Source organism: Pseudoalteromonas sp. 10-33 (genome assembly GCF_001469195.1).
GTDB lineage: Bacteria > Pseudomonadota > Gammaproteobacteria > Enterobacterales > Alteromonadaceae > Pseudoalteromonas.
Genome location: NZ_LOFI01000029.1, coordinates 1 through 18,291, shown reverse-complemented (window position 1 = coordinate 18,291; position 18,291 = coordinate 1). Strand labels below are relative to the sequence as shown.

General features: G+C 37.8%; 16 protein-coding genes. 8 read left to right on the top strand and 8 right to left on the bottom strand.

The features are described from left to right. Nucleotides 1–106 precede the first annotated feature (106 nt). Complete coding sequence (gene ppsA / locus ATS76_RS18325; protein WP_058553239.1) at nt 107–2,482, top strand: phosphoenolpyruvate synthase; 2,376 nt, start codon at nt 107–109, stop codon at nt 2,480–2,482. Between the two features lie 58 nt (nt 2,483–2,540). Here the strand turns inward: ppsA and ATS76_RS18320 are convergent, their stop codons facing one another. Continuing rightward, complete coding sequence (locus tag ATS76_RS18320; RefSeq protein WP_008131796.1) at nt 2,541–2,753, bottom strand: PGPGW domain-containing protein; 213 nt, start codon at nt 2,751–2,753, stop codon at nt 2,541–2,543. Between the two features lie 144 nt (nt 2,754–2,897). On the opposite strand from ATS76_RS18320, the gene ydiJ reads away from it, so the two are divergent. Continuing rightward, nucleotides 2,898–5,945, top strand: coding sequence for a D-2-hydroxyglutarate dehydrogenase YdiJ (ydiJ, locus tag ATS76_RS18315; RefSeq protein WP_058553238.1), 3,048 nt, complete (start codon nt 2,898–2,900; stop codon nt 5,943–5,945). 65 nt (nt 5,946–6,010) lie between these two features. Here the strand turns inward: ydiJ and ATS76_RS18310 are convergent, their stop codons facing one another. Both ATS76_RS18310 and ATS76_RS18305 read right to left on the bottom strand, forming a co-directional pair. Continuing rightward, nucleotides 6,011–7,210, bottom strand: a complete 1,200-nt coding sequence (locus ATS76_RS18310) for a cation:proton antiporter (RefSeq protein ID WP_058553237.1) — start codon at nt 7,208–7,210, stop codon at nt 6,011–6,013. Next, the gene (locus tag ATS76_RS18305; protein WP_058553236.1) at nt 7,210–8,421 is read right to left on the bottom strand and encodes a tyrosine-type recombinase/integrase; all 1,212 of its coding nucleotides are present in this window, start codon (nt 8,419–8,421) and stop codon (nt 7,210–7,212) included. Before ATS76_RS18305 ends, ATS76_RS18310 begins: the two co-directional genes overlap by 1 nt. Nucleotides 8,422–8,560: 139 nt before the next feature. Between ATS76_RS18305 and ATS76_RS18300 the strand changes: the two genes are divergently transcribed. Continuing rightward, on the top strand, nt 8,561–9,124 hold the full coding sequence (locus ATS76_RS18300) for a YSC84-related protein (RefSeq protein ID WP_006794784.1): 564 nt from the start codon (nt 8,561–8,563) through the stop codon (nt 9,122–9,124). Between the two features lie 167 nt (nt 9,125–9,291). Here the strand turns inward: ATS76_RS18300 and ATS76_RS18295 are convergent, their stop codons facing one another. The 5 genes from ATS76_RS18295 to ATS76_RS18275 all read right to left on the bottom strand — a co-directional run bounded on the left by ATS76_RS18295 (nt 9,292) and on the right by ATS76_RS18275 (nt 14,629). Further along, complete coding sequence (locus ATS76_RS18295) at nt 9,292–9,969, bottom strand: DUF4145 domain-containing protein (protein ID WP_058553235.1); 678 nt, start codon at nt 9,967–9,969, stop codon at nt 9,292–9,294. Further along, nucleotides 9,962–10,996 carry a patatin-like phospholipase family protein gene (locus ATS76_RS18290; RefSeq protein ID WP_058553234.1) on the bottom strand — a complete coding sequence of 345 codons (1,035 nt, stop codon included), beginning with the start codon at nt 10,994–10,996 and terminating at the stop codon, nt 9,962–9,964. The genes ATS76_RS18295 and ATS76_RS18290 overlap by 8 nt, the downstream gene beginning before the upstream one ends. 127 nt (nt 10,997–11,123) lie before the next feature. Continuing rightward, nucleotides 11,124–12,530, bottom strand: a complete 1,407-nt coding sequence (locus ATS76_RS18285) for an alanine/glycine:cation symporter family protein (protein ID WP_058553233.1) — start codon at nt 12,528–12,530, stop codon at nt 11,124–11,126. A 120-nt stretch (nt 12,531–12,650) separates the two neighbouring features. Further along, nucleotides 12,651–13,562 (bottom strand): citrulline utilization hydrolase CtlX, encoded by a 912-nt coding sequence (gene ctlX, locus ATS76_RS18280; protein ID WP_058553232.1) that lies wholly within the window; start codon nt 13,560–13,562, stop codon nt 12,651–12,653. Beyond that, nucleotides 13,559–14,629, bottom strand: coding sequence for an ornithine cyclodeaminase (locus tag ATS76_RS18275; RefSeq protein WP_058553231.1), 1,071 nt, complete (start codon nt 14,627–14,629; stop codon nt 13,559–13,561). The genes ctlX and ATS76_RS18275 overlap by 4 nt, the downstream gene beginning before the upstream one ends. A gap of 166 nt (nt 14,630–14,795) precedes the next feature. On the opposite strand from ATS76_RS18275, the gene ATS76_RS18270 reads away from it, so the two are divergent. The 5 genes from ATS76_RS18270 (at nt 14,796) to ATS76_RS18250 (ending at nt 17,726) form a co-directional block, all read left to right on the top strand. After that, complete coding sequence (locus ATS76_RS18270; protein WP_058553230.1) at nt 14,796–15,227, top strand: Lrp/AsnC family transcriptional regulator; 432 nt, start codon at nt 14,796–14,798, stop codon at nt 15,225–15,227. A gap of 334 nt (nt 15,228–15,561) precedes the next feature. Further along, nucleotides 15,562–16,095 carry a hypothetical protein gene (locus ATS76_RS18265; protein WP_152995660.1) on the top strand — a complete coding sequence of 178 codons (534 nt, stop codon included), beginning with the start codon at nt 15,562–15,564 and terminating at the stop codon, nt 16,093–16,095. A gap of 106 nt (nt 16,096–16,201) precedes the next feature. Continuing rightward, nucleotides 16,202–16,564 carry a hypothetical protein gene (locus tag ATS76_RS18260; RefSeq protein ID WP_058553228.1) on the top strand — a complete coding sequence of 121 codons (363 nt, stop codon included), beginning with the start codon at nt 16,202–16,204 and terminating at the stop codon, nt 16,562–16,564. A 128-nt stretch (nt 16,565–16,692) separates the two neighbouring features. Then, nucleotides 16,693–17,151: a hypothetical protein gene (locus ATS76_RS18255; protein WP_058553227.1), complete on the top strand. Its 459-nt coding sequence runs from the start codon at nt 16,693–16,695 to the stop codon at nt 17,149–17,151. 116 nt (nt 17,152–17,267) lie between these two features. Then, nucleotides 17,268–17,726, top strand: a complete 459-nt coding sequence (locus ATS76_RS18250) for a hypothetical protein (protein WP_152995659.1) — start codon at nt 17,268–17,270, stop codon at nt 17,724–17,726. The last annotated feature ends 565 nt before the right edge of the window (nt 17,727–18,291 follow it).

Sequence of the window (18,291 nt, the reverse complement as noted above, 5' to 3'; positions counted from 1 at the left end):
TTACGCGAGGACTGTTGCCAGTGTAGAATGAAGGTGGCCTTTATAAAAGGTTTTCTTTCTTAACTCTCACAGTTTCAACTACAATTTGTTTTTTGGAGAAAGACCCGTGCAAGAATACGTTCTCTGGTATCAAGAGCTTGGTATGCAAGATGTTCCTCGAGTAGGTGGTAAAAATGCCTCTCTTGGTGAAATGATCTCTAACCTAGCTAACGCTGGTGTACAAGTACCGGGTGGTTTCGCAACAACCGCCGATGCTTTTAATGAGTTTTTAGACCAATCTGGACTCAATGCCAAAATTCATGACATCTTAGATACACTCGATGTTGATGATGTAAATACACTCGCTAAAGTAGGTGCCGATATCCGCCAGTGGATAATCGATACACCATTCCAACCAAATTTAGACCAAGCCATTCGCGATGCATATAGCCAACTTCATGGCAACGGTTCAGCAGATGTATCATTTGCAGTTCGTTCATCTGCAACTGCTGAAGATATGCCAGATGCATCTTTCGCAGGCCAACAGGAAACATTTTTAAATGTAGTTGGTATCGATTCCGTTATGGTTGCAATTAAACACGTTTTTGCTTCGTTATTTAACGACCGCGCAATTTCTTATCGTGTTCACCAAGGTTACGATCATCGTGGTGTTGCTTTATCAGCTGGTATCCAGCGTATGGTACGCTCAGATAAATCAGCGTCTGGCGTTATGTTTAGTATCGATACTGAATCTGGCTTTGAAGATGTTGTATTTGTTACTTCAAGCTACGGTCTAGGTGAAATGGTAGTACAGGGTGCTGTTAACCCAGACGAATTTTATGTACATAAACCAACATTATTAAAGGATAAGCCTTCTGTAGTTCGTCGTAATATTGGTTCTAAAGCCATTCAAATGATTTACTCAGACGACAAAGCGCACGGCAAACAAGTAGAAATAGTGGATGTTAATCCAGAACTTTCTAATAAATTTTCCATTACAGACGAAGAAGTACAAGACCTTGCCAAGCAAGCTGTAATCATTGAAAAGCATTACGGCCGTCCTATGGACATCGAATGGGCAAAAGACGGTAACGACGGCAAACTATATATAGTGCAAGCTCGTCCAGAAACGGTTCGCTCAAACGAAGACACCAACGTAATGGAACGTTTTCAATTAAACGGTTCAAGCAACATTGTTGTAGAAGGGCGCGCAATCGGCCATAAAATTGGTAGCGGTGTTGTGCGTGTACTCGACTCGATTGACGAAATGGATCAAGTACAGGTTGGTGATATTTTAGTTACCGACATGACCGACCCAGACTGGGAGCCGATCATGAAACGTGCAGCAGCGATTGTAACGAATCGTGGTGGCCGTACATGTCACGCAGCAATCATAGCTCGTGAACTTGGTATTCCCGCCGTGGTAGGTTGTGGTAATGCAACCGACCTAATCAAAGCAGGACAGGAAGTAACAGTATCATGCGCCGAAGGCGATACGGGTTTTATTTACGAAGGTATTTTAGACTTTGAAGTGCTCACTTCACGTGTTGACGAAATGCCAGACCTACCAATGAAAGTGATGATGAACGTAGGTAACCCAGACCGCGCATTCGACTTTGCACGTTTACCACATTCAGGTGTTGGTCTTGCCCGTGTTGAATTTATTATTAACCGTATGATTGGTGTGCATCCAAAAGCGTTATTAAATTTTGATGCACAAACAGATGCCCTTAAAGCTGAAATAACTGACATGATTGCCGGTTACGATTCACCTGTCGAATTTTACATTTCAAAACTCGTTGAAGGTATTTCGACATTAGGTTGTGCGTTTGCACCAGAGCGTGTAATTGTTCGTATGTCTGATTTTAAATCAAACGAATATGCTAACTTAGTGGGTGGCCAACAATACGAGCCAGAAGAAGAAAACCCAATGATAGGTTTTCGTGGTGCAGCGCGTTACATATCTGAAGACTTCCGCGACTGTTTTGCACTAGAGTGTGAAGCTATTAAGCGTGTACGTAATACCATGGACATGACTAACATTGAGATCATGATTCCATTCGTACGCACACTTGAAGAAGGTAAGCGCGTAATCGAATTACTAGAAGAGCATGGCCTTAAACGTGGCGAAAATGGTCTTAAAGTAATTATGATGTGTGAACTTCCGTCAAATGCATTACTTGCTGAAGAGTTTTTAGAACACTTTGATGGCTTTTCAATCGGCTCTAACGATTTAACACAGTTAACACTGGGTTTAGACCGAGATTCAGGTCTAATTGCTCATTTGTTTGACGAGCGAGACCCTGCAATCAAAAAGCTGCTTTCTATGGCAATTCAAACAGCCAAAGCAAAAGGAAAGTATGTAGGTATTTGTGGTCAAGGCCCTTCAGATCATGAAGACTTTGCTGCATGGTTGGTAGACCAAGGCATAGACTCTGTATCATTAAACCCAGATACAGTAATCGAAACTTGGTTATATTTAGCTAAAAAATTAGCTAAATAACCTTGTAACTATATAAAAGCCAGCATATATTGCTGGCTTTTTTATTGGTCAATTTATTTTAACTGCGTGCTAATTTTTTATCTAAATACTGACACGATTTAGTCAATGCTTTTTGGCAAAGCGTCAAATAATACCGCGCCTTTGGGTAATAAAACGAATAACACAATAAACCAGCCATAAAAAATATAAGTGATGGCCCAGGTACAACCGCAAATATTAATCCTAATAAAATAAATAACGCACCCATGATCTGTAATACAATTTTTTTCATATAAATGACCTCTCGTGTAGTTAACTTGATTATAATTACAGCAGCGCTTAAATCGACTAAAAGAGTGTTACAAACTGTAAATTCTTCAATTTCTATTAGCAATCAGCATGATATAATTAACCAAATGTCTAAAAGTATGCCGTTATGATCGCAACAATTACTCAGCAAGATGCCGCGTCAGACCTTGTCGCAAGTTACCTAAATACATTACAAAAGCAAGGCTTTACCGGTGATACCGATGCAAGTTATGCAACACGTATTACCGCTTCAACCGATAACAGTATTTACCAGCAATTACCTCAAGGTGTCATTTTTCCCAAAACCGAAAAAGACATTCAACTTGCTTTGCAAACTGCATCACGAGACCCTTTTTTATCATTAACATTTGGACCGCGCGGTGGAGGAACAGGCACTAATGGTCAGTCTTTAACACCTGGTATTGTTGTTGATTTATCGCGCTACATGCGTGAAATTCTAGAAATTAACATAGAAGAAGGGTGGGTTCGGGTTCAAACCGGCGTAATAAAAGATCAGTTAAACGACTTTTTAAGACCTTATGGGTTTTTCTTTTCTCCCGATTTATCTACCAGTAATCGTGCAACCATAGGCGGTATGATCAGCACTGATGCATCAGGTCAAGGGTCACTCGTTTACGGTAAAACAAGCGATCATGTATTAGGCCTTACAACCTATTTAGTAGACGGTACACCAATGAGTACCGCTCCAATAAATGTCGAAAAAGCAAAAATTATTGCAGAGCAAGACACACTAGTTGGCACTATATACAAAACCGTACTTAATATTGCCATTGATGAACGTGATGCTATTTTAAATAAGTTTCCTCGGTTAAATCGTTTTTTAACCGGCTATGACCTAGAACATGTACTAAGTGATGACTTACTTACTTTTGATATGAGCCGCTTAATAACAGGCTCAGAAGGTTCGCTAGGTATTGTCACCGAGGCAAAATTAAACCTTACACCTATTGCTGAATTTAAAACACTTATAAATATAAAGTACGATAGTTTTGATTCTGCACTTCGTCATTCACCTTTTTTGGTAGATGCCCGTGCAACTTCAGTAGAAACTGTCGACAGTAAAGTATTAAATTTAGCGCGCGAAGATATAATTTGGCATTCAGTATCGGACTTAATAACCGACGTTCCAAGTAAAGATATGCAAGGACTCAATATGGTTGAGTTTAATGCAGTATCACCCGACGACATAAAAGATAAAGTAAACACACTTTGTACATTATTAGATGAATGTGTAGCCAATCAAACTAATGGAGTCATTGGCTATCAGCTTACCAGCGACAAAAGCGACATTTTAAAAATTTATGCAATGCGTAAAAAGTCGGTTGGTTTACTTGGTAATGTAAAAGGCAGCCAAAAGCCATTGGCCTTTGCAGAAGATACCGCCGTACCGCCTGAAAATTTAGCCGATTATATCGTTGAGTTTAGAGCCTTACTCGACAGTCATAATTTACAATATGGTATGTTTGGCCATGTTGATGCTGGTGTTTTACATGTAAGGCCCGCACTGGATATGTGCGATCCTGAACAAGAAAAATTATTACGTACCATTTCAGATGAAGTGGTTAAACTCACAGCCAAGTATGGCGGTTTAATGTGGGGCGAACATGGTAAAGGCTACCGCAGTGAATATGGCCCAGCGTTTTTTGGCGAACATTTATTTACTCAGCTACGAAAAATTAAAACAGCGTTCGACCCATATAACCGAATAAACCCAGGTAAAATATGTACTCCAATCGATAGTGAAGACTCACTAGTTAGCGTCGATGGGCAAAAAAGATCGTGGTTCGATAAACAAATTTCAATCGATGTTAAAACCAGTTTTAATAATGCGATGACGTGTAACGGTAATGGTATTTGTTTTAACTACGATGAAAATTCGCCAATGTGTCCGTCTTATAAAGTAACTGGCGATCGTCGGAATTCTCCAAAAGGACGAGCGAGTTTAATGCGCGAATGGCTGCGTTTGCAAGAATCTAAAAACATAGATTTGCTTGGTGTAGAAAAAGAATTAAACAAAGGCGAAGTTATTACTTGGTGGGAACGATTTGTACATAGCCGCGAGAAAAAGAAAGGCCTTTACGATTTTTCTCACGAAGTAAAAACGTCTATGGATGAATGTTTAGCCTGTAAAGCGTGTACAACGGCTTGTCCTATAAAAGTTGATGTTCCTACTTTTCGTGCTCGGTTTTTAAATTACTACCACAGTTACTATGCACGTCCACTTAAGGATTACTTAGTGGGTAACATAGAAAGTAGCGCGCCACTGATGGCCAAGTTTGGAAAAATAATTAACCCAGTTGTAAATACAACGTTTGTTAGCAGCTTAATTAAAAAAACAGTTGGCTATGTTGATACACCCCAACTGAGCATTCCGGCACTTTCAAAACGAATTAACAAAGCACAGCAATTTAACTTTGAGCTTTTAACTAACTTAAATGCCCAGCAACAAAGCGAATACGTTTTAATAGTACAAGATCCATTTACTAGTTTTTATGAAGCTGAATTAGTAGAAAGCTTTATTACTCTAATAACTCAACTTGGCAAAAAACCAATGTTGTTACCGTTTAAACCCAATGGTAAACCACAACATGTAAAAGGGTTTTTGCATGAATTTAAAATAACCGCCAAAAACGCAGCTGAATTTTTAAATAAATTAAATGATATAAATGCGCCATTAGTAGGATTAGATGCATCGTTGGTTATGTGTTACCGCGATGAATATAATACAATTTTAGAAAATAACCGCGGTGATTTTAATGTGCAACTTGCCCACGAATGGCTAGAAACTCAATCGTTTAAAGGCTTAAGTGCAAATAAAAATAATGAAACCGAATTTACATTATTGAGCCATTGTACTGAAACCACATCACTGCCAAAGGCAGCCAATGTTTGGCAAACTATATTCTCCGATATTGGGCTAACATTAAACACAACCAATACAGGTTGTTGCGGCATGGCGGGAACTTACGGGCACGAAGCCCAAAACCAAGATAACTCTCGTGCATTATACGAAATGAGTTGGAAGCCCATTGTTGATAAAACTAAATCAGAACAACTGTTGTCAACCGGATTTTCATGTCGTAGCCAAGTAAAGCGCTATGAGAAATTTAAACCTAAACACCCAATTGAATTACTAGCACACGTGCTCAAATAATTTAATCAAATAAAAAGGCAGCAATAAATTTATCGCTGCCTTTTTATTTAAATTTTTCTATACGTTTATTTTGATGTTTTTTTAAAACTATCCGCGATTGGTTTTGTACTTATCCCATGAATAAACACACTAAATAATATTGTGGTCATAGCAATGCTCGCAATTTTAAATTTATTTTCTATTTGCGTATCAATCACCATTAAAGTAAATACTATCGATGCAAGTCCCCGAGGTCCAAACCATGCAAAGGTAAATCGTTCTTTTAGATTTAAAGATGTAAATTGCAGCGATAACATAACCGGAATAATTCTGATTAGCGTAGTACTTAGCAACGCATAAACTACAATTTCAAAATTCATTTTTGGAAAAACTAAATACGCACATGCATACCCAAATAAACACCAAATCATCAGCGACGTAAAATCAGCAATATGTTCTGAATCCTCAATTAACTCAGAACTAACTGCTTTAGTTGAGAACTTATCAAACAATAAACCCGCAACAAACACAGCTATAAATCCACTACCATGAAAATACTGTGTAATAGAAAATACAACCATTGCAAAACCTAACAATAAAAATGGGCTAGTGTTTTGTGCAAAGTAGTGCCGTTTCATTGCAAAGTTTAAAGCGGGAATAAAAATACTAATACTAACTGCAGCAACAAACAGTGCTAATCCAAGTTCTCGAGAAAATACACTTACAACATGAGAAACGGTAATAGCTGACTCAGGGTTTTTAGCTAACAAAATAAATATTAAAAATACTGGAACACATAATCCATCATTTAATCCACTTTCGGTATTAATACCCTCGCGAATTTTTTCAGGAACTTGTGAGCTTGCTAATAATCCTTTGCTTAATGCTGCATCGGTTGGTGTTAATATAATTGCGATTAATGCAGATTGAATTAATGAAAGTTCAGAAAATATAAACAAGCTAACACCTATCCCCAACAATAATGTTAAGGGGAGGGCAATAAATAACAATAAGCCTGGATATTGAAAACTATGCCTTAGTACGCTCAATTTAGATTTTGCCGCATCCGAAAATAAAAATATACTTAAGGTTAACTCTATAAACGGAAGTAATAAATCTACACCAGCTTTTAATTCACCGCCGTTATTAGGCAATACGTTAGCTAAAACAATGCCGCCCATTACAAAAAACATTGGGCCGGTGACTTCTGTTTTTTCTAACTGTCTAAATGTTAATGAATAAATTAAAAATAATGCACCTATAAAGGCGATAATTAAATAGGTCATTAAATTTTCCTTTTGACGCCAGACTTTGCTCGCTCTTTAATATTAGTTTGAATATAAATTTGATCTGTTGTCGCAATTTTTGCGTGGCCTAAATCTTCAGATAAATGCTTAAGCGGCCGCGTTTGCGCATCATGTGTTGCACCAGTATGACGAAGCCAATGTGCAGTAGCAGCTTCAAGTTGTTCTGCATCATCTTTAAAACCATCATCTAATAATGATTGTTGAGCCAAATCAAAACTTTGTTGAACTAAACGCCTAATTTGCCTAACAGTCATGCCACCTTGGCCCCTAATTTTATGGACCAAAGGTTCTGATTCGTCAACGCGGGGAAGGGCGGGTAACCCTCTGTATAATCTATAACGTTTTAAATATTCAACAAAATCATCGCTTAACGTAACATCTCGTAATTTATTCCCCTTACCCATAATACGTAAAAACCAAAAGCCGTCATTGTCTTGCCAAAAATGCGACATAACTGGCGACCACTGTGGGCGCTCCGACAATTCAGAAATTCGTAAATATAAACCTTTTAAACAAGCTAAGGTAAATAAATTACGTTCTAGATCTGGTTTTTGCTCGCATAAATCGCGAGTAACCCCAAACACATATTCCCACTGTATATCGCTTAAGGTATCTGGGATCTGAATTTGAGATTGCACAACTAAATACGGGCTATTTTTTTTCACAACAGGAACAAAATTAGCAAAGGTTTTTTCTTCTAATAATGAAAATTTATAAAAAACATTGAGTGCAGTAAACATTGCCGATAATGTTTGCTGACTTGCCGTTGATTCTTTTAACATAAAAGGGCGCCAATTTTGGTTTAATCGGCGAATACCTTGCTCATCTTTATAGCGCCATTGGACTGATGTTGATGCCCATTTTTTATCAGGCTCAACCATAAAATCTACATAAGCTTCTATGTCTTCACGTTTTAAATCGAACACTGATTTTTCGGCAATTAACCATGACCATAAATAAAAACGTTCAAGTTCGTTTCTAAAACGACTATATGTTGCCTCTGATTTTCGGCCATACACATATAAAAATTGGTATAAAAATTTAAGATCAGATTCTGATTCAGTTACAGTCAAGCTAACTTGCTGTATAAATGTAGCAAGTTCTGGGTATTCTGAATTGAGAGTGCCATCATCAAGATGAGCAATTTGATACCTTAATTGTTTTAACGTATCGACTAACGCAACAAGCATAGTATATAAATATTCAATTAAATAAGTTATTTACAGAATAACCTTTAAGTCCGATACTGTCTAGTATTGGACATAGTAATTAAACACTTATTTTAGACTTTGCTTAAATTGCCATGCCAAATCTTATTAAGGAAAAATTATGAAACAAGTTAGTATATTATTTTTACTTACACTCTCGTTAATACTCACAGGTTGTGCGACTACCGGTAGTGCATCTCCTAGTGAAAAACGTTCTTTAGTACAAAGTATGAAAAGTAACACACTTAGTAAACTTTATACTAAAAAGCCTGATGTTAAAACGCAAATAGCAAACTCTGCTGGTTATGCTGTTTTTGATAACGCGAATGTTAACGTTATTCTTGCTAGTTTTGGTGGTGGCTATGGCGTAGTAAAAAATAACCTAACAGGTAAATCTACTTACATGAACATGGGTGAAGCTGGTTTAGGGTTAGGTTTAGGTGTTAAAGATTTTAATGTAGTTATGGTTTTTCATACCCAAGCAGCAGTAAATAGATTTATTGAACACGGTTGGGCATTTGGTGGAAATGCAGATGCAGCAGCAAAATACGAAGATAAAGGTGGCGCACTGGTGGCCGAAGCCATTGCAGACCAAGTTACTGTATATTCTGTAACCGAAAATGGCCTTGCACTACAAGCTGTATTAAAAGGGACTAAGTTTTGGGTAGATTCTGAGCTAAATTAACCGTTAATAACTCTCCTAAAAGCGGGCTGATTTGCATAATCACGCTCGCTTTATTATAAACAACGCAATTTAACATAACGTAATTTATGGGTTGTTTATGTATATAAATATAGATAGCTTACTTTTTGGTTTTTATTCTCTATTTTATGGACTGTCATCAAACTGACTTAAATACGATCCATCTCATCCATATACTTCTTTGTTAAAATTGAGGTTTCTATCCAGGCACAAGTTAATTGAATTAAGATTTTTAAATCTTTAAGATCGTGGTTTTTCCATTTTCTAATATAATGAGTTTCATCATTACCAAGCCATACAGCTCTATTTGCACAATTTTTTAGATTCTCATCTGTTACATAGTTATTTATAACACGGCTTAATTGATTTGATTTGATATCTTCTTCCTTTTCAGGTTTTATACTAATGCAATAGTCTTTAATTAAAAATTCAAGTGCTTTTCTATAACCAATACCTGCCAACTGTTCTAATTGTCTTGATTCAGCTTCACTTGCTTGAATGAATATTTTTTCAAATGATTCAGAGATATTTATTATTTCCTGGGAAATATTAGGAGCATTAAAAGTCTCTGGTATTGATTGGTCAAATTTGAAATTATGGTTGTATGTACTACGAGTTTTACTATAACGACTAATATATAATCGCGCGCAGTTAAGGTTCATACACTCCATTGCAAGCTCTAACTTCGTTTTGTTATTTTCAACATCGCCAGTTAGTTTTGCAAAAATATTAGCCGGTAATTGTGCTTGATTACAAATAGGACATATATCTGGAGCTTTATCTATATCAACCGTGATACCGTTATCTAACTTAACCCTTTTATGCATTATATTTCTCCTTTTTCAAATTATTATCAAATGCTTCAGCCAATTTTTCAGTCTCACTAAACACGGTATTCCAATATCTAATACGCGTGTCGGCATCAAGATCGGTAAAGTCGTTTCGGTCTGGGATTTTGCCGTAAGGTAAGCCGGCTACAAATTTTTTTGATGGGGTGATCATCACCACGTTGTCGTAATTTTGTGGTGCTACTTTGCGTTTTAAGTTTTTATCAAACCACCCTGCTTTTGGTTCGCTGTTAAAATGCGGATATAAAATTAAGCCAGGGTTATTAATTTTTAAATCAAAGTGGTAATCAATTATTCCGCCATCGCGATACATACCTTGTGGCGAGCCTGCAATATTTTTTATACCTTGCATAACAAGCGGTATAGAGCCCGAGGCAAGTAAGGCATCTTTTAAATTAGTTTGGCTAAGTGCTATGTTTTTCGTTTTAAAATTATAACTGTCGGTTATTGATAAGTTACTGTTTGGCGCACCAAAAATAAACCGCTCGTACTGCGAGCCTAATAACTTTCGGTTAACGCGGTTTAGCATATAACTTTTTGATAAGCCTAAAAGCTGAATTAATTTATTTTCGCTGGCAATAAAGCCATTCGATTTAGCCACTATAAAATGCGCTTTAAAAACGGGGTTATTTATTATTTCGGTTACGCCATTATCGCCAAATACATCTTCAAGTAATGCGCGCGCTTTTATTGTGATTTCGCTAGGTGTTGGTTTATTACTAGAATAGCGTGTTTGCGAATACGATTTTGCTAACCGCTCAATGGCAGCAACCGGATCGTTTTGGGCAAAACAGGCAGATCGAAATGCGCCAGCAGATGATCCAATTAAGTTAAGGGGTTGAGTGCGGTTTTTAAAAAATTCACCAAAAATATATTTGTCTAATCCAAATAAGGTAAACCATTTAGGCCCGCCACTTGCCCCTAAAAAAGAGGTAAATAGCTCGGGTTTAAAACCTTGTTCGTTTATTATTTTTGCTGCGTTCTTCCCTGCGACAATGTCGATCATGTCTGTATTTTTACCTTTTATATATCTATTTTAAACTTTAGCACGCTCTAAATATGAATAATTATGCAAAATTAAAAAGCGACTTTATGCTGCCATAAAACCGCTTTTTATCGTTAAAGTTGCTAGATCAATCCCAAATGCCGTCTTCGCATTTTCCCTGTACTTTTACGTCTTTTACTTTAAATTCGGGTTCTATGCCTTTGTCTCTTTGTGCGTGGTAATCGTGTGTTACCGACAGAATAGTTGGCGTTAACAGTATGATAGCGATTACGTTAACCACTGTCATTAATCCTAAGGCAATATCGGCTAAATCCCATACTTCTTTTAATGTGGCCGATGCGCCCCAAAGCATCATTGATAAATATAGTAAGGTGTAAATACCGCGCCCTACTTTGTTATCGAGCTTAAATAAATGTAAATTACTTTCAGCGTAGGCATAGTTAGCTACCACCGAGGTAAATGCAAATAGCGTGATAGCTGCTGCTACAAAGTACACACCACCTTGTGCTAAATGCGCGGTCATAGCGCTTTGCGTTAAACGTATGCCTTCCATTTCGCCGCTTATGTCTACATCGGCTAATAAAATAACGACGGCGGTACAACTACAAAGTACGATGGTGTCGAAAAATACGCCAAGCATTTGTATGTAGCCTTGTGTAACTGGGTGATTAGGAATGGGGCTTGCGCTTGCAGCAGCATGCGGCACACTACCCGCACCCGCTTCGTTAGAATATAGACCGCGTTGAATACCATTTTTAATGGCAGCGCCCATCGCACCTGCGCCAGCCTCTTGTAAACCAAAGGCCGATAAAAACACATCTTTTAGCATGGCAGGTACTTGCGGTAAGTTCATAATTGTAATAATAACGGCAGCTGCTACAAACAATATGCCCATTAATGGCACTACACGCTCAGCAAAACGGGCAATGGCTTTAAAGCCGCCTAAAATAATTGACCCTGCTAATACCGTAATAACTAAACCTGAATAAAAAGTGGGTACTTCGAATGCATAGTTTAGTGCATCGGTAATTGTATTTGTTTGCATTGCGCTAAAGGTAAAGCCATAACCTAAAAATAAACACGCGGCAAATACTATAGCAAAGGCACGGCTGCCCAACCCTTGTTGAATGTAATACGCAGGACCACCTCTAAATTCTCCGCTACTATCGCGTACTTTATACACTTGCCCTAGAACGCTTTCAGCAAAGCCTGTGGCCATGCCCAATATAGCAATAACCCACATCCAAAATATGGCACCACTGCCACCAAGCGATATAGCGACTGCAACACCCGCTAAATTACCCGTACCTACCCGAGCACAAAGCCCGGTACACAGTGCCTGAAATGACGAAATATCGTTTTTATTACATTTACTACTGCCTTTTAACAGGCTAAACATGTGTTTAAATTTAAGTATTTGAATTGCTTTTAAACGCACAGAAAACCATACGCCGGTGAAAAGTAAAATATAAATGAGTACCTGACCTTCTCCCCACAAAAGGTTATTTACACTTTTTACTACCGTATCGAACATTGCGAATTCCTTATTATATTTTTATAGTTATGCGCTTTAACATAGGCATTTTAAAATGTACTGGCAACGCTTACTCTTTCACACGCAATAAAGGCAACCATGTTGCCTTTAAATTTCGCCTTATTTGCTTTGTAAATGTACCCCTGCAATCATACACCTTACAGAGCCACCAGCAGATTCAATGGTAGGTATAGGCAAAGGCACTAGTTTAGCCGTTTTTTGTATCGCAATTATTTGCTCGCCTGTTAGCGCATTGTAAGCGGTTTGAGACAGCGCTAAAATTCGGCCGTTTTTACCTTTTAATTCAATGGCATTACCGCAAAATTTATTTATTTGCTCAACCGACAGATCGATTACTTCGTGATGGCTTTGTAAAAAATGCCCTACCAGCTCACTGCGTTGGTCTTCAGGCACCATATTTAAGCCAATCATTACAAACTTGCTAGCCACACACATTAGTACATTAGTGTGATACACCGCTATACCTTGCTCGTCAGTTGCATTAAACACAACCGGCTTGAACGAAAGTAAATTACACACTGTATTAACGACCGACCTTGTTGTGCGTTTAGATTCTACCGCGAAGGCAAGTTTATATTGGTGATCGAGCACCAGTGATCCGGTACCTTCCAAAAATGAATTTTCTTTCGATAAATGCGCATAATCAGTCACTACCGCCACTTTATAGTGATCCGTTAAAAAATCAATTATATCTTTACGATATTCTAACCTTCTGTTTTCAACAAACATTGGGTAAATAATTAATTGCCCATTTTGATGGGTAGAAAACCAGTTGTTTGGAAAAACCGAGTCGGGTGTGTGTGTTTGCTCATCTTCAAATAAATGAACGGTTACACCTTCGTTTTGTAGTAACTCAACCGCTTTAGTAACTTCTTTAAAGGCTTGTTCGCTTTCATTTTTTGCTGCACATTCACTTTGAAACGCATTGTCGAGCATAGTTTGTGGATTAGACGTAAAGTGATGCGGACGCACCATCACAACTGCGCTCGCTGCTTGTTGTGTTAGGCTCATGCTGCGCTCTCTTTATCTATAAGCGGTACTTCAAGAACTGAAAATAAATTGCGCGGGTCGCCCTGCTGAGTGATCAGGTCGAGTATTTCGTATTCTCCTGACTCAATAAGCTGCTCGCGAATATATACTAACGCGCTAAAGTCTTCGCTTGCAAAGCCGACACCATCAAAAATAGTAAGCTCTTTTTCGCTTGTACGACCAAATTGCTGTTTATTAATGACTTTATGAAACTCGGTTACAGCAAAGCACCTGCTCATTTGTTGAATTTCACCCTCGATTCTGGTTTGTGGTTCATACTCTACAAATACATTAGCGCGTTCGAGTAAAGCGGAATCGAGCTCGGTTTTGCCTGGGCAGTCGCCACCAATCGCATTAATATGAACACCTTCTGGGATCATATCGTTTGTTAAAATGGTTGCGTTTGTTTTATCGGCCGTGCATGTGGTAATTATGTGTGCGCCCTTTATTGCCTCTTCAACACTTTCACATATAGTCACGTTTAAACCTTTAGTGCTTAAGTTATTAAACGCTTTTAGAGAGGCTGCTTCGTCTATATCGTATAAACGAATGTGTGTAATACCCAATACCGCTTTAAACGCTAAAGCCTGAAACTCAGACTGAGCTCCATTACCAATCAGGGTTAAGGTGGTTGAGTTTTTTGGTGCTAAATAAGTAGCCACAAGCGCTGATGTTGCAGCAGTGCGTAGTGCGGTTAATAAGCACATTTCGCTAATCATTACCGGGTAGCCGCTATCAACATCTGACAAAATACCAAAAGCCGCAACCGTTTGAAGCTCCTTAAACGTGTTTTTTGGATGGCCATTTACGTATTTGCAGCTAAACATTTTGCCATCGCTTACCGGCATAAGCTCTATTACACCATCGGGAGAATGTGCTGCATAACGCGGCGATTTATCAAATTCGTGCCAACGAGCAAAGTCGTGTTTTAGTTTGTTAGTTAGGCTAACTAATACATTTTCTATTCCTAATGTGTTTATTAGCTTGGCCATAGCTTGAACACTTACAAATGGAACACCGTGTTTTGGCTGCGCTATAAAATGACTCATGACTACCTCTGTAATAACAATATAAACTAATTAAAATAAGTTTATCGACTACAGATGCCACTTAAAATGCTAATACTTTATACAAATAATGGTATTTTTTAGCAATTTGCTAGGCATAAATATAAATTTTTAGTATTTTGTATAAAAAATAATTAGAGGTAAGCGTATGCTCCCTTATATTTATGACTCATTAGATAACGCCCTAATAGCCGAATTAAGAAAAGACGGCCGTGCATCTATTTCTGCTTTAGCTGATGTTTTAAAGGTGTCGCGCGGGACAGTACAAAACCGCTTGGATCGGTTAGTTTCATCGGGCGCTATATTAGGTTTTACTGTGCGGGTGCACGAACACATAGAAACCGAAGCCGTAAGAGCAATAATGATGGTGGAAGTGGTGGGTAAATCGACCTCGCAAGTTATAAAAACAATGCGCGGCATACCCGAGCTCACTAAGTTACATACCACCAACGGCGCTTGGGATTTAGTAGCAGAAATACAAGCAGGAAACCTAAGTGACTTTGATGGCGTACTTAGGCAAGTACGCGAGATAGATGGCATTTTAAATAGCGAAACCAGTATTTTATTGTCATCTACTTAAGCATTAATGTTAACACGTGAATATTGATATCGCCTTGCTCATGTCTGATCTTACAGTTTACGTGAATAGGTTTGGAGTTCATCCGACAAACTGCTATGAGCGAGAAGCCGTCGTTAACAGTTACTTTTCAATTTGGTCAAAGTATATTCTTGAATAGTCATGAAAACGACCTAATCGCTCGTTTTTGCCCTTAAGTAAAAACCAGAACTACTATATTTTGGTAGTGCTGGCAAATAGTTAAGAAGTTTGTTACAAATGAGTAATTCAGACAAACTAGCGACGATGAGGTAGAAGAACGTGCGATTCGCTCGCTATAAACATGTTAGCTGTACTCATGAAAACTGATAAAACGTCTCAATTTCTGTGGTTCATTTTCCTAATACTAGGTGTTTGGTTTTCAATCGAAACCGTGAACAGTACCTTTTTCGGCTTTGAGCTAGCAATAGGTACTGCTCTGTTTGGTTTAATAATAGGGCTTGTCTTACACAAAAAGCGTAACCCATCTGAGCTTTGGGATAGTTTTGTAGATAAGAGGAATTTTTTTAGAAGTCAGCGTAGAACAACTTATATGTTCTTTTTTCTCGCCGTTGTAGGTTTCTTGAACTCTTACATGTTAGTTGGTGAGCCGGAGTATTTTGATACTGAAATAATCGAAAAAAGAATCAGCAGAGGGAAGTCGACTAGTTATATATTGGCTATAGCTCCAGAAAAATTCGGCACGCTAGATCTAAAAGTTGGCGAAGAATTTTGGAATTCTCAATCAGTGGGCAATACGCTCGTGATTTCGGTGCAAGAAAATATTTTTGGTTTGTATGTAGTTACGGATTACAGTACAGCTAACAAAACGCTTAAAAAATCGGACACGTAACAGTTGGCTCGTTTCCGCTTCGCTTCAATTTTAGCCAACTATTACTTAGCCGTTTAGCGCGGCGTTATATTTTTCTAGGGATTGAACATTTAGAGCTATTTTTGCATTGTGTTTTTTTAGTTGTTTTGCTAATTCAACAACTTGCTTTCATACAGAAGCGCAAGCGGCAGAGTGGAATATAAAATACGGTAATCTTTTCAAAGTAGAAACCACTTTGAACAGTGGTGCATACGACGTAATTGCAGAGTTGCCAAAGAGTATTGATGGTCAACGCTTTCATTCAGTCTCACTATTCGTGAGCAACCTTGAAAAACCAACCTTTTTCGCTATGTTAAGCACATACGAAGATGATGATGTTACTAAAGTATGGTTCGTTACAGACCATAAAAACTCTCAGCAGCATTATTTAAGTTTTAGCTACGGTACTGGATGTGGCATGTATGTAACACTAGAGGTTGATTTTGAATAAATTATGACAAACACATCATATTCATTCGCTTCGCTCATTGGGACGCTTACTCGCTGGCTTGCGCTTCGCGAAAGTATAGCCAGCAAGCCTGCGCCCCATATGTGAAACGTATATATCTGAGGAGAATTATGCGCTACATCCTACTTTTGTTGATACTTATATCGACACAATCGAATGCTCAATTAGTTGAAACTAAGTCGTTTAGTATTACTCTTCCTGATGAATTAACTGTTCAGACTGATAAAGTTAGCCGTATTTTAGCTTTTGACAAAGAACGAAATCCTTTTGTTAATATTGAGTTCGGGAACGGCGTTTACGAACAATATTCAGAGATTGTATCAAGGGTAAATGAAACTTTAGCAACAATGGGGTCTGTACTATCCCCAAAAGAGTGTGGTGATGGTTGTGAAAGTATGTATGCTCAAGCTAAAGTTGAAAAAGAACATTTAACTTTTTACTTCTATTTTTATGTTGTAAAAAGCACCAAGCATAGCTTTATTATTTCAATTGCATCACAAAGCGCTATTAATTCGGGCGATATTGAGATCACAGGTATTGCAAAGCAAATTTTACAATCGGGTAAATAACAAATGAATTATGTCATTCGTAAAGTACTAGGAATTTTACCCGCTGGCTTTCGTCCAAAGCACTCCTAAAACCCGCATGTCAAAAGCGTTATACAACTATCAAATAGAGTGGCAAAATGCTAAAAGGTTTTTTTATTCTAATTCTGTGGATAGTGTTCGGATTATCGATTGATTATTCAATAGCAAAGTTGAAGTATATTTCAAACACTAGCATGAGTATTGGAGTAACATTTTTAACTTTGGGAGTTTATACATCATTATTACATTGTGCATTCCTAAAAGTTAAACAACAAAAATCAAGCTATAGCCTTTTCATCTTACCAAGCTTTGTGGCTTTTTTAGTAAGTTGGGAGCTGATAGCTTTTTATCATACTGAGTATACTTGTTCTATTTCTGAATCAAGGTCTTTGGAATTAGCGGTATCTTTTATAAATGAAATTGGATATGACCCACAATTTATGAGCAAAAAGCCCTACAAGCTTGATTGGTGCGAACTAGGTTTTGAATATGAAAGCTTAGACCATTTTAGACTTATAATTGTAAGTGCTGATGGCACGGTTAGGTTAAATGAGTAAAGTCATATAACAAGCCAATTAAAATCAAGATTGATAATCAATTAGTAATTATTGAACAATGTAGTGAGTGATATGTCTCCATTTTTGAAAAGCTTTTTTAATGTGCTTTGTATTTATACTGATTGTGAGCGAATGGGGTCGAGCGAATGGGGTCACCCATTAGAAAGTTCCGGTCAAGCAGGCAGCTGTGTTTTCTTGATTTTTTTATTCAAAAACCAAGTGTTGTTATTTTTAAACTCAATTTGAATATGGCTACGCATCCAGTAATGACGTCGATTGGTGTGAATATGCACCAGTCACCCATATGAATTTAGGCAGTTTAATTAAGCATTATTGATGATTAATTAATGCCCTTGGCTTTCGCCTCAGTCATCGTTTAGTTCCAATATCAGTCCAGTTTCTGGCTGTGTTTACACACTGCGCTGTAACAATTCTGTGGTTTATGCTTGAACATAACCAACCCTTTGTGGCTCAAACATTGGGCATATCCAGTATTTAAAATATGAGCGGTTAACGTGCAGACTCAATCAAATCTAATGGTTTTACCAACCCCATTACTAGCTCA

Bases quoted from the DNA above. Each gene is read 5' to 3' on its own strand.
- ATS76_RS18265 (WP_152995660.1), top strand. From the start codon at position 15,562: ATGAAAACTGATAAAACGTCTCAATTTCTGTGGTTCATTTTCCTAATA.
- ATS76_RS18320 (WP_008131796.1), bottom strand. From the start codon at position 2,753: ATGAAAAAAATTGTATTACAGATCATGGGTGCGTTATTTATTTTATTA.
- ATS76_RS18270 (WP_058553230.1), top strand. From the start codon at position 14,796: ATGCTCCCTTATATTTATGACTCATTAGATAACGCCCTAATAGCCGAA.
- ATS76_RS18285 (WP_058553233.1), bottom strand. From the start codon at position 12,530: ATGTTCGATACGGTAGTAAAAAGTGTAAATAACCTTTTGTGGGGAGAA.
- ATS76_RS18305 (WP_058553236.1), bottom strand. From the start codon at position 8,421: ATGCTTGTTGCGTTAGTCGATACGTTAAAACAATTAAGGTATCAAATT.
- ATS76_RS18255 (WP_058553227.1), top strand. From the start codon at position 16,693: ATGCGCTACATCCTACTTTTGTTGATACTTATATCGACACAATCGAAT.
- ATS76_RS18300 (WP_006794784.1), top strand. From the start codon at position 8,561: ATGAAACAAGTTAGTATATTATTTTTACTTACACTCTCGTTAATACTC.
- ctlX (WP_058553232.1), bottom strand. From the start codon at position 13,562: ATGAGCCTAACACAACAAGCAGCGAGCGCAGTTGTGATGGTGCGTCCG.
- ATS76_RS18275 (WP_058553231.1), bottom strand. From the start codon at position 14,629: ATGAGTCATTTTATAGCGCAGCCAAAACACGGTGTTCCATTTGTAAGT.
- ATS76_RS18295 (WP_058553235.1), bottom strand. From the start codon at position 9,969: ATGCATAAAAGGGTTAAGTTAGATAACGGTATCACGGTTGATATAGAT.
- ydiJ (WP_058553238.1), top strand. From the start codon at position 2,898: ATGATCGCAACAATTACTCAGCAAGATGCCGCGTCAGACCTTGTCGCA.
- ATS76_RS18250 (WP_152995659.1), top strand. From the start codon at position 17,268: ATGCTAAAAGGTTTTTTTATTCTAATTCTGTGGATAGTGTTCGGATTA.
- ATS76_RS18310 (WP_058553237.1), bottom strand. From the start codon at position 7,210: ATGACCTATTTAATTATCGCCTTTATAGGTGCATTATTTTTAATTTAT.
- ATS76_RS18290 (WP_058553234.1), bottom strand. From the start codon at position 10,996: ATGATCGACATTGTCGCAGGGAAGAACGCAGCAAAAATAATAAACGAA.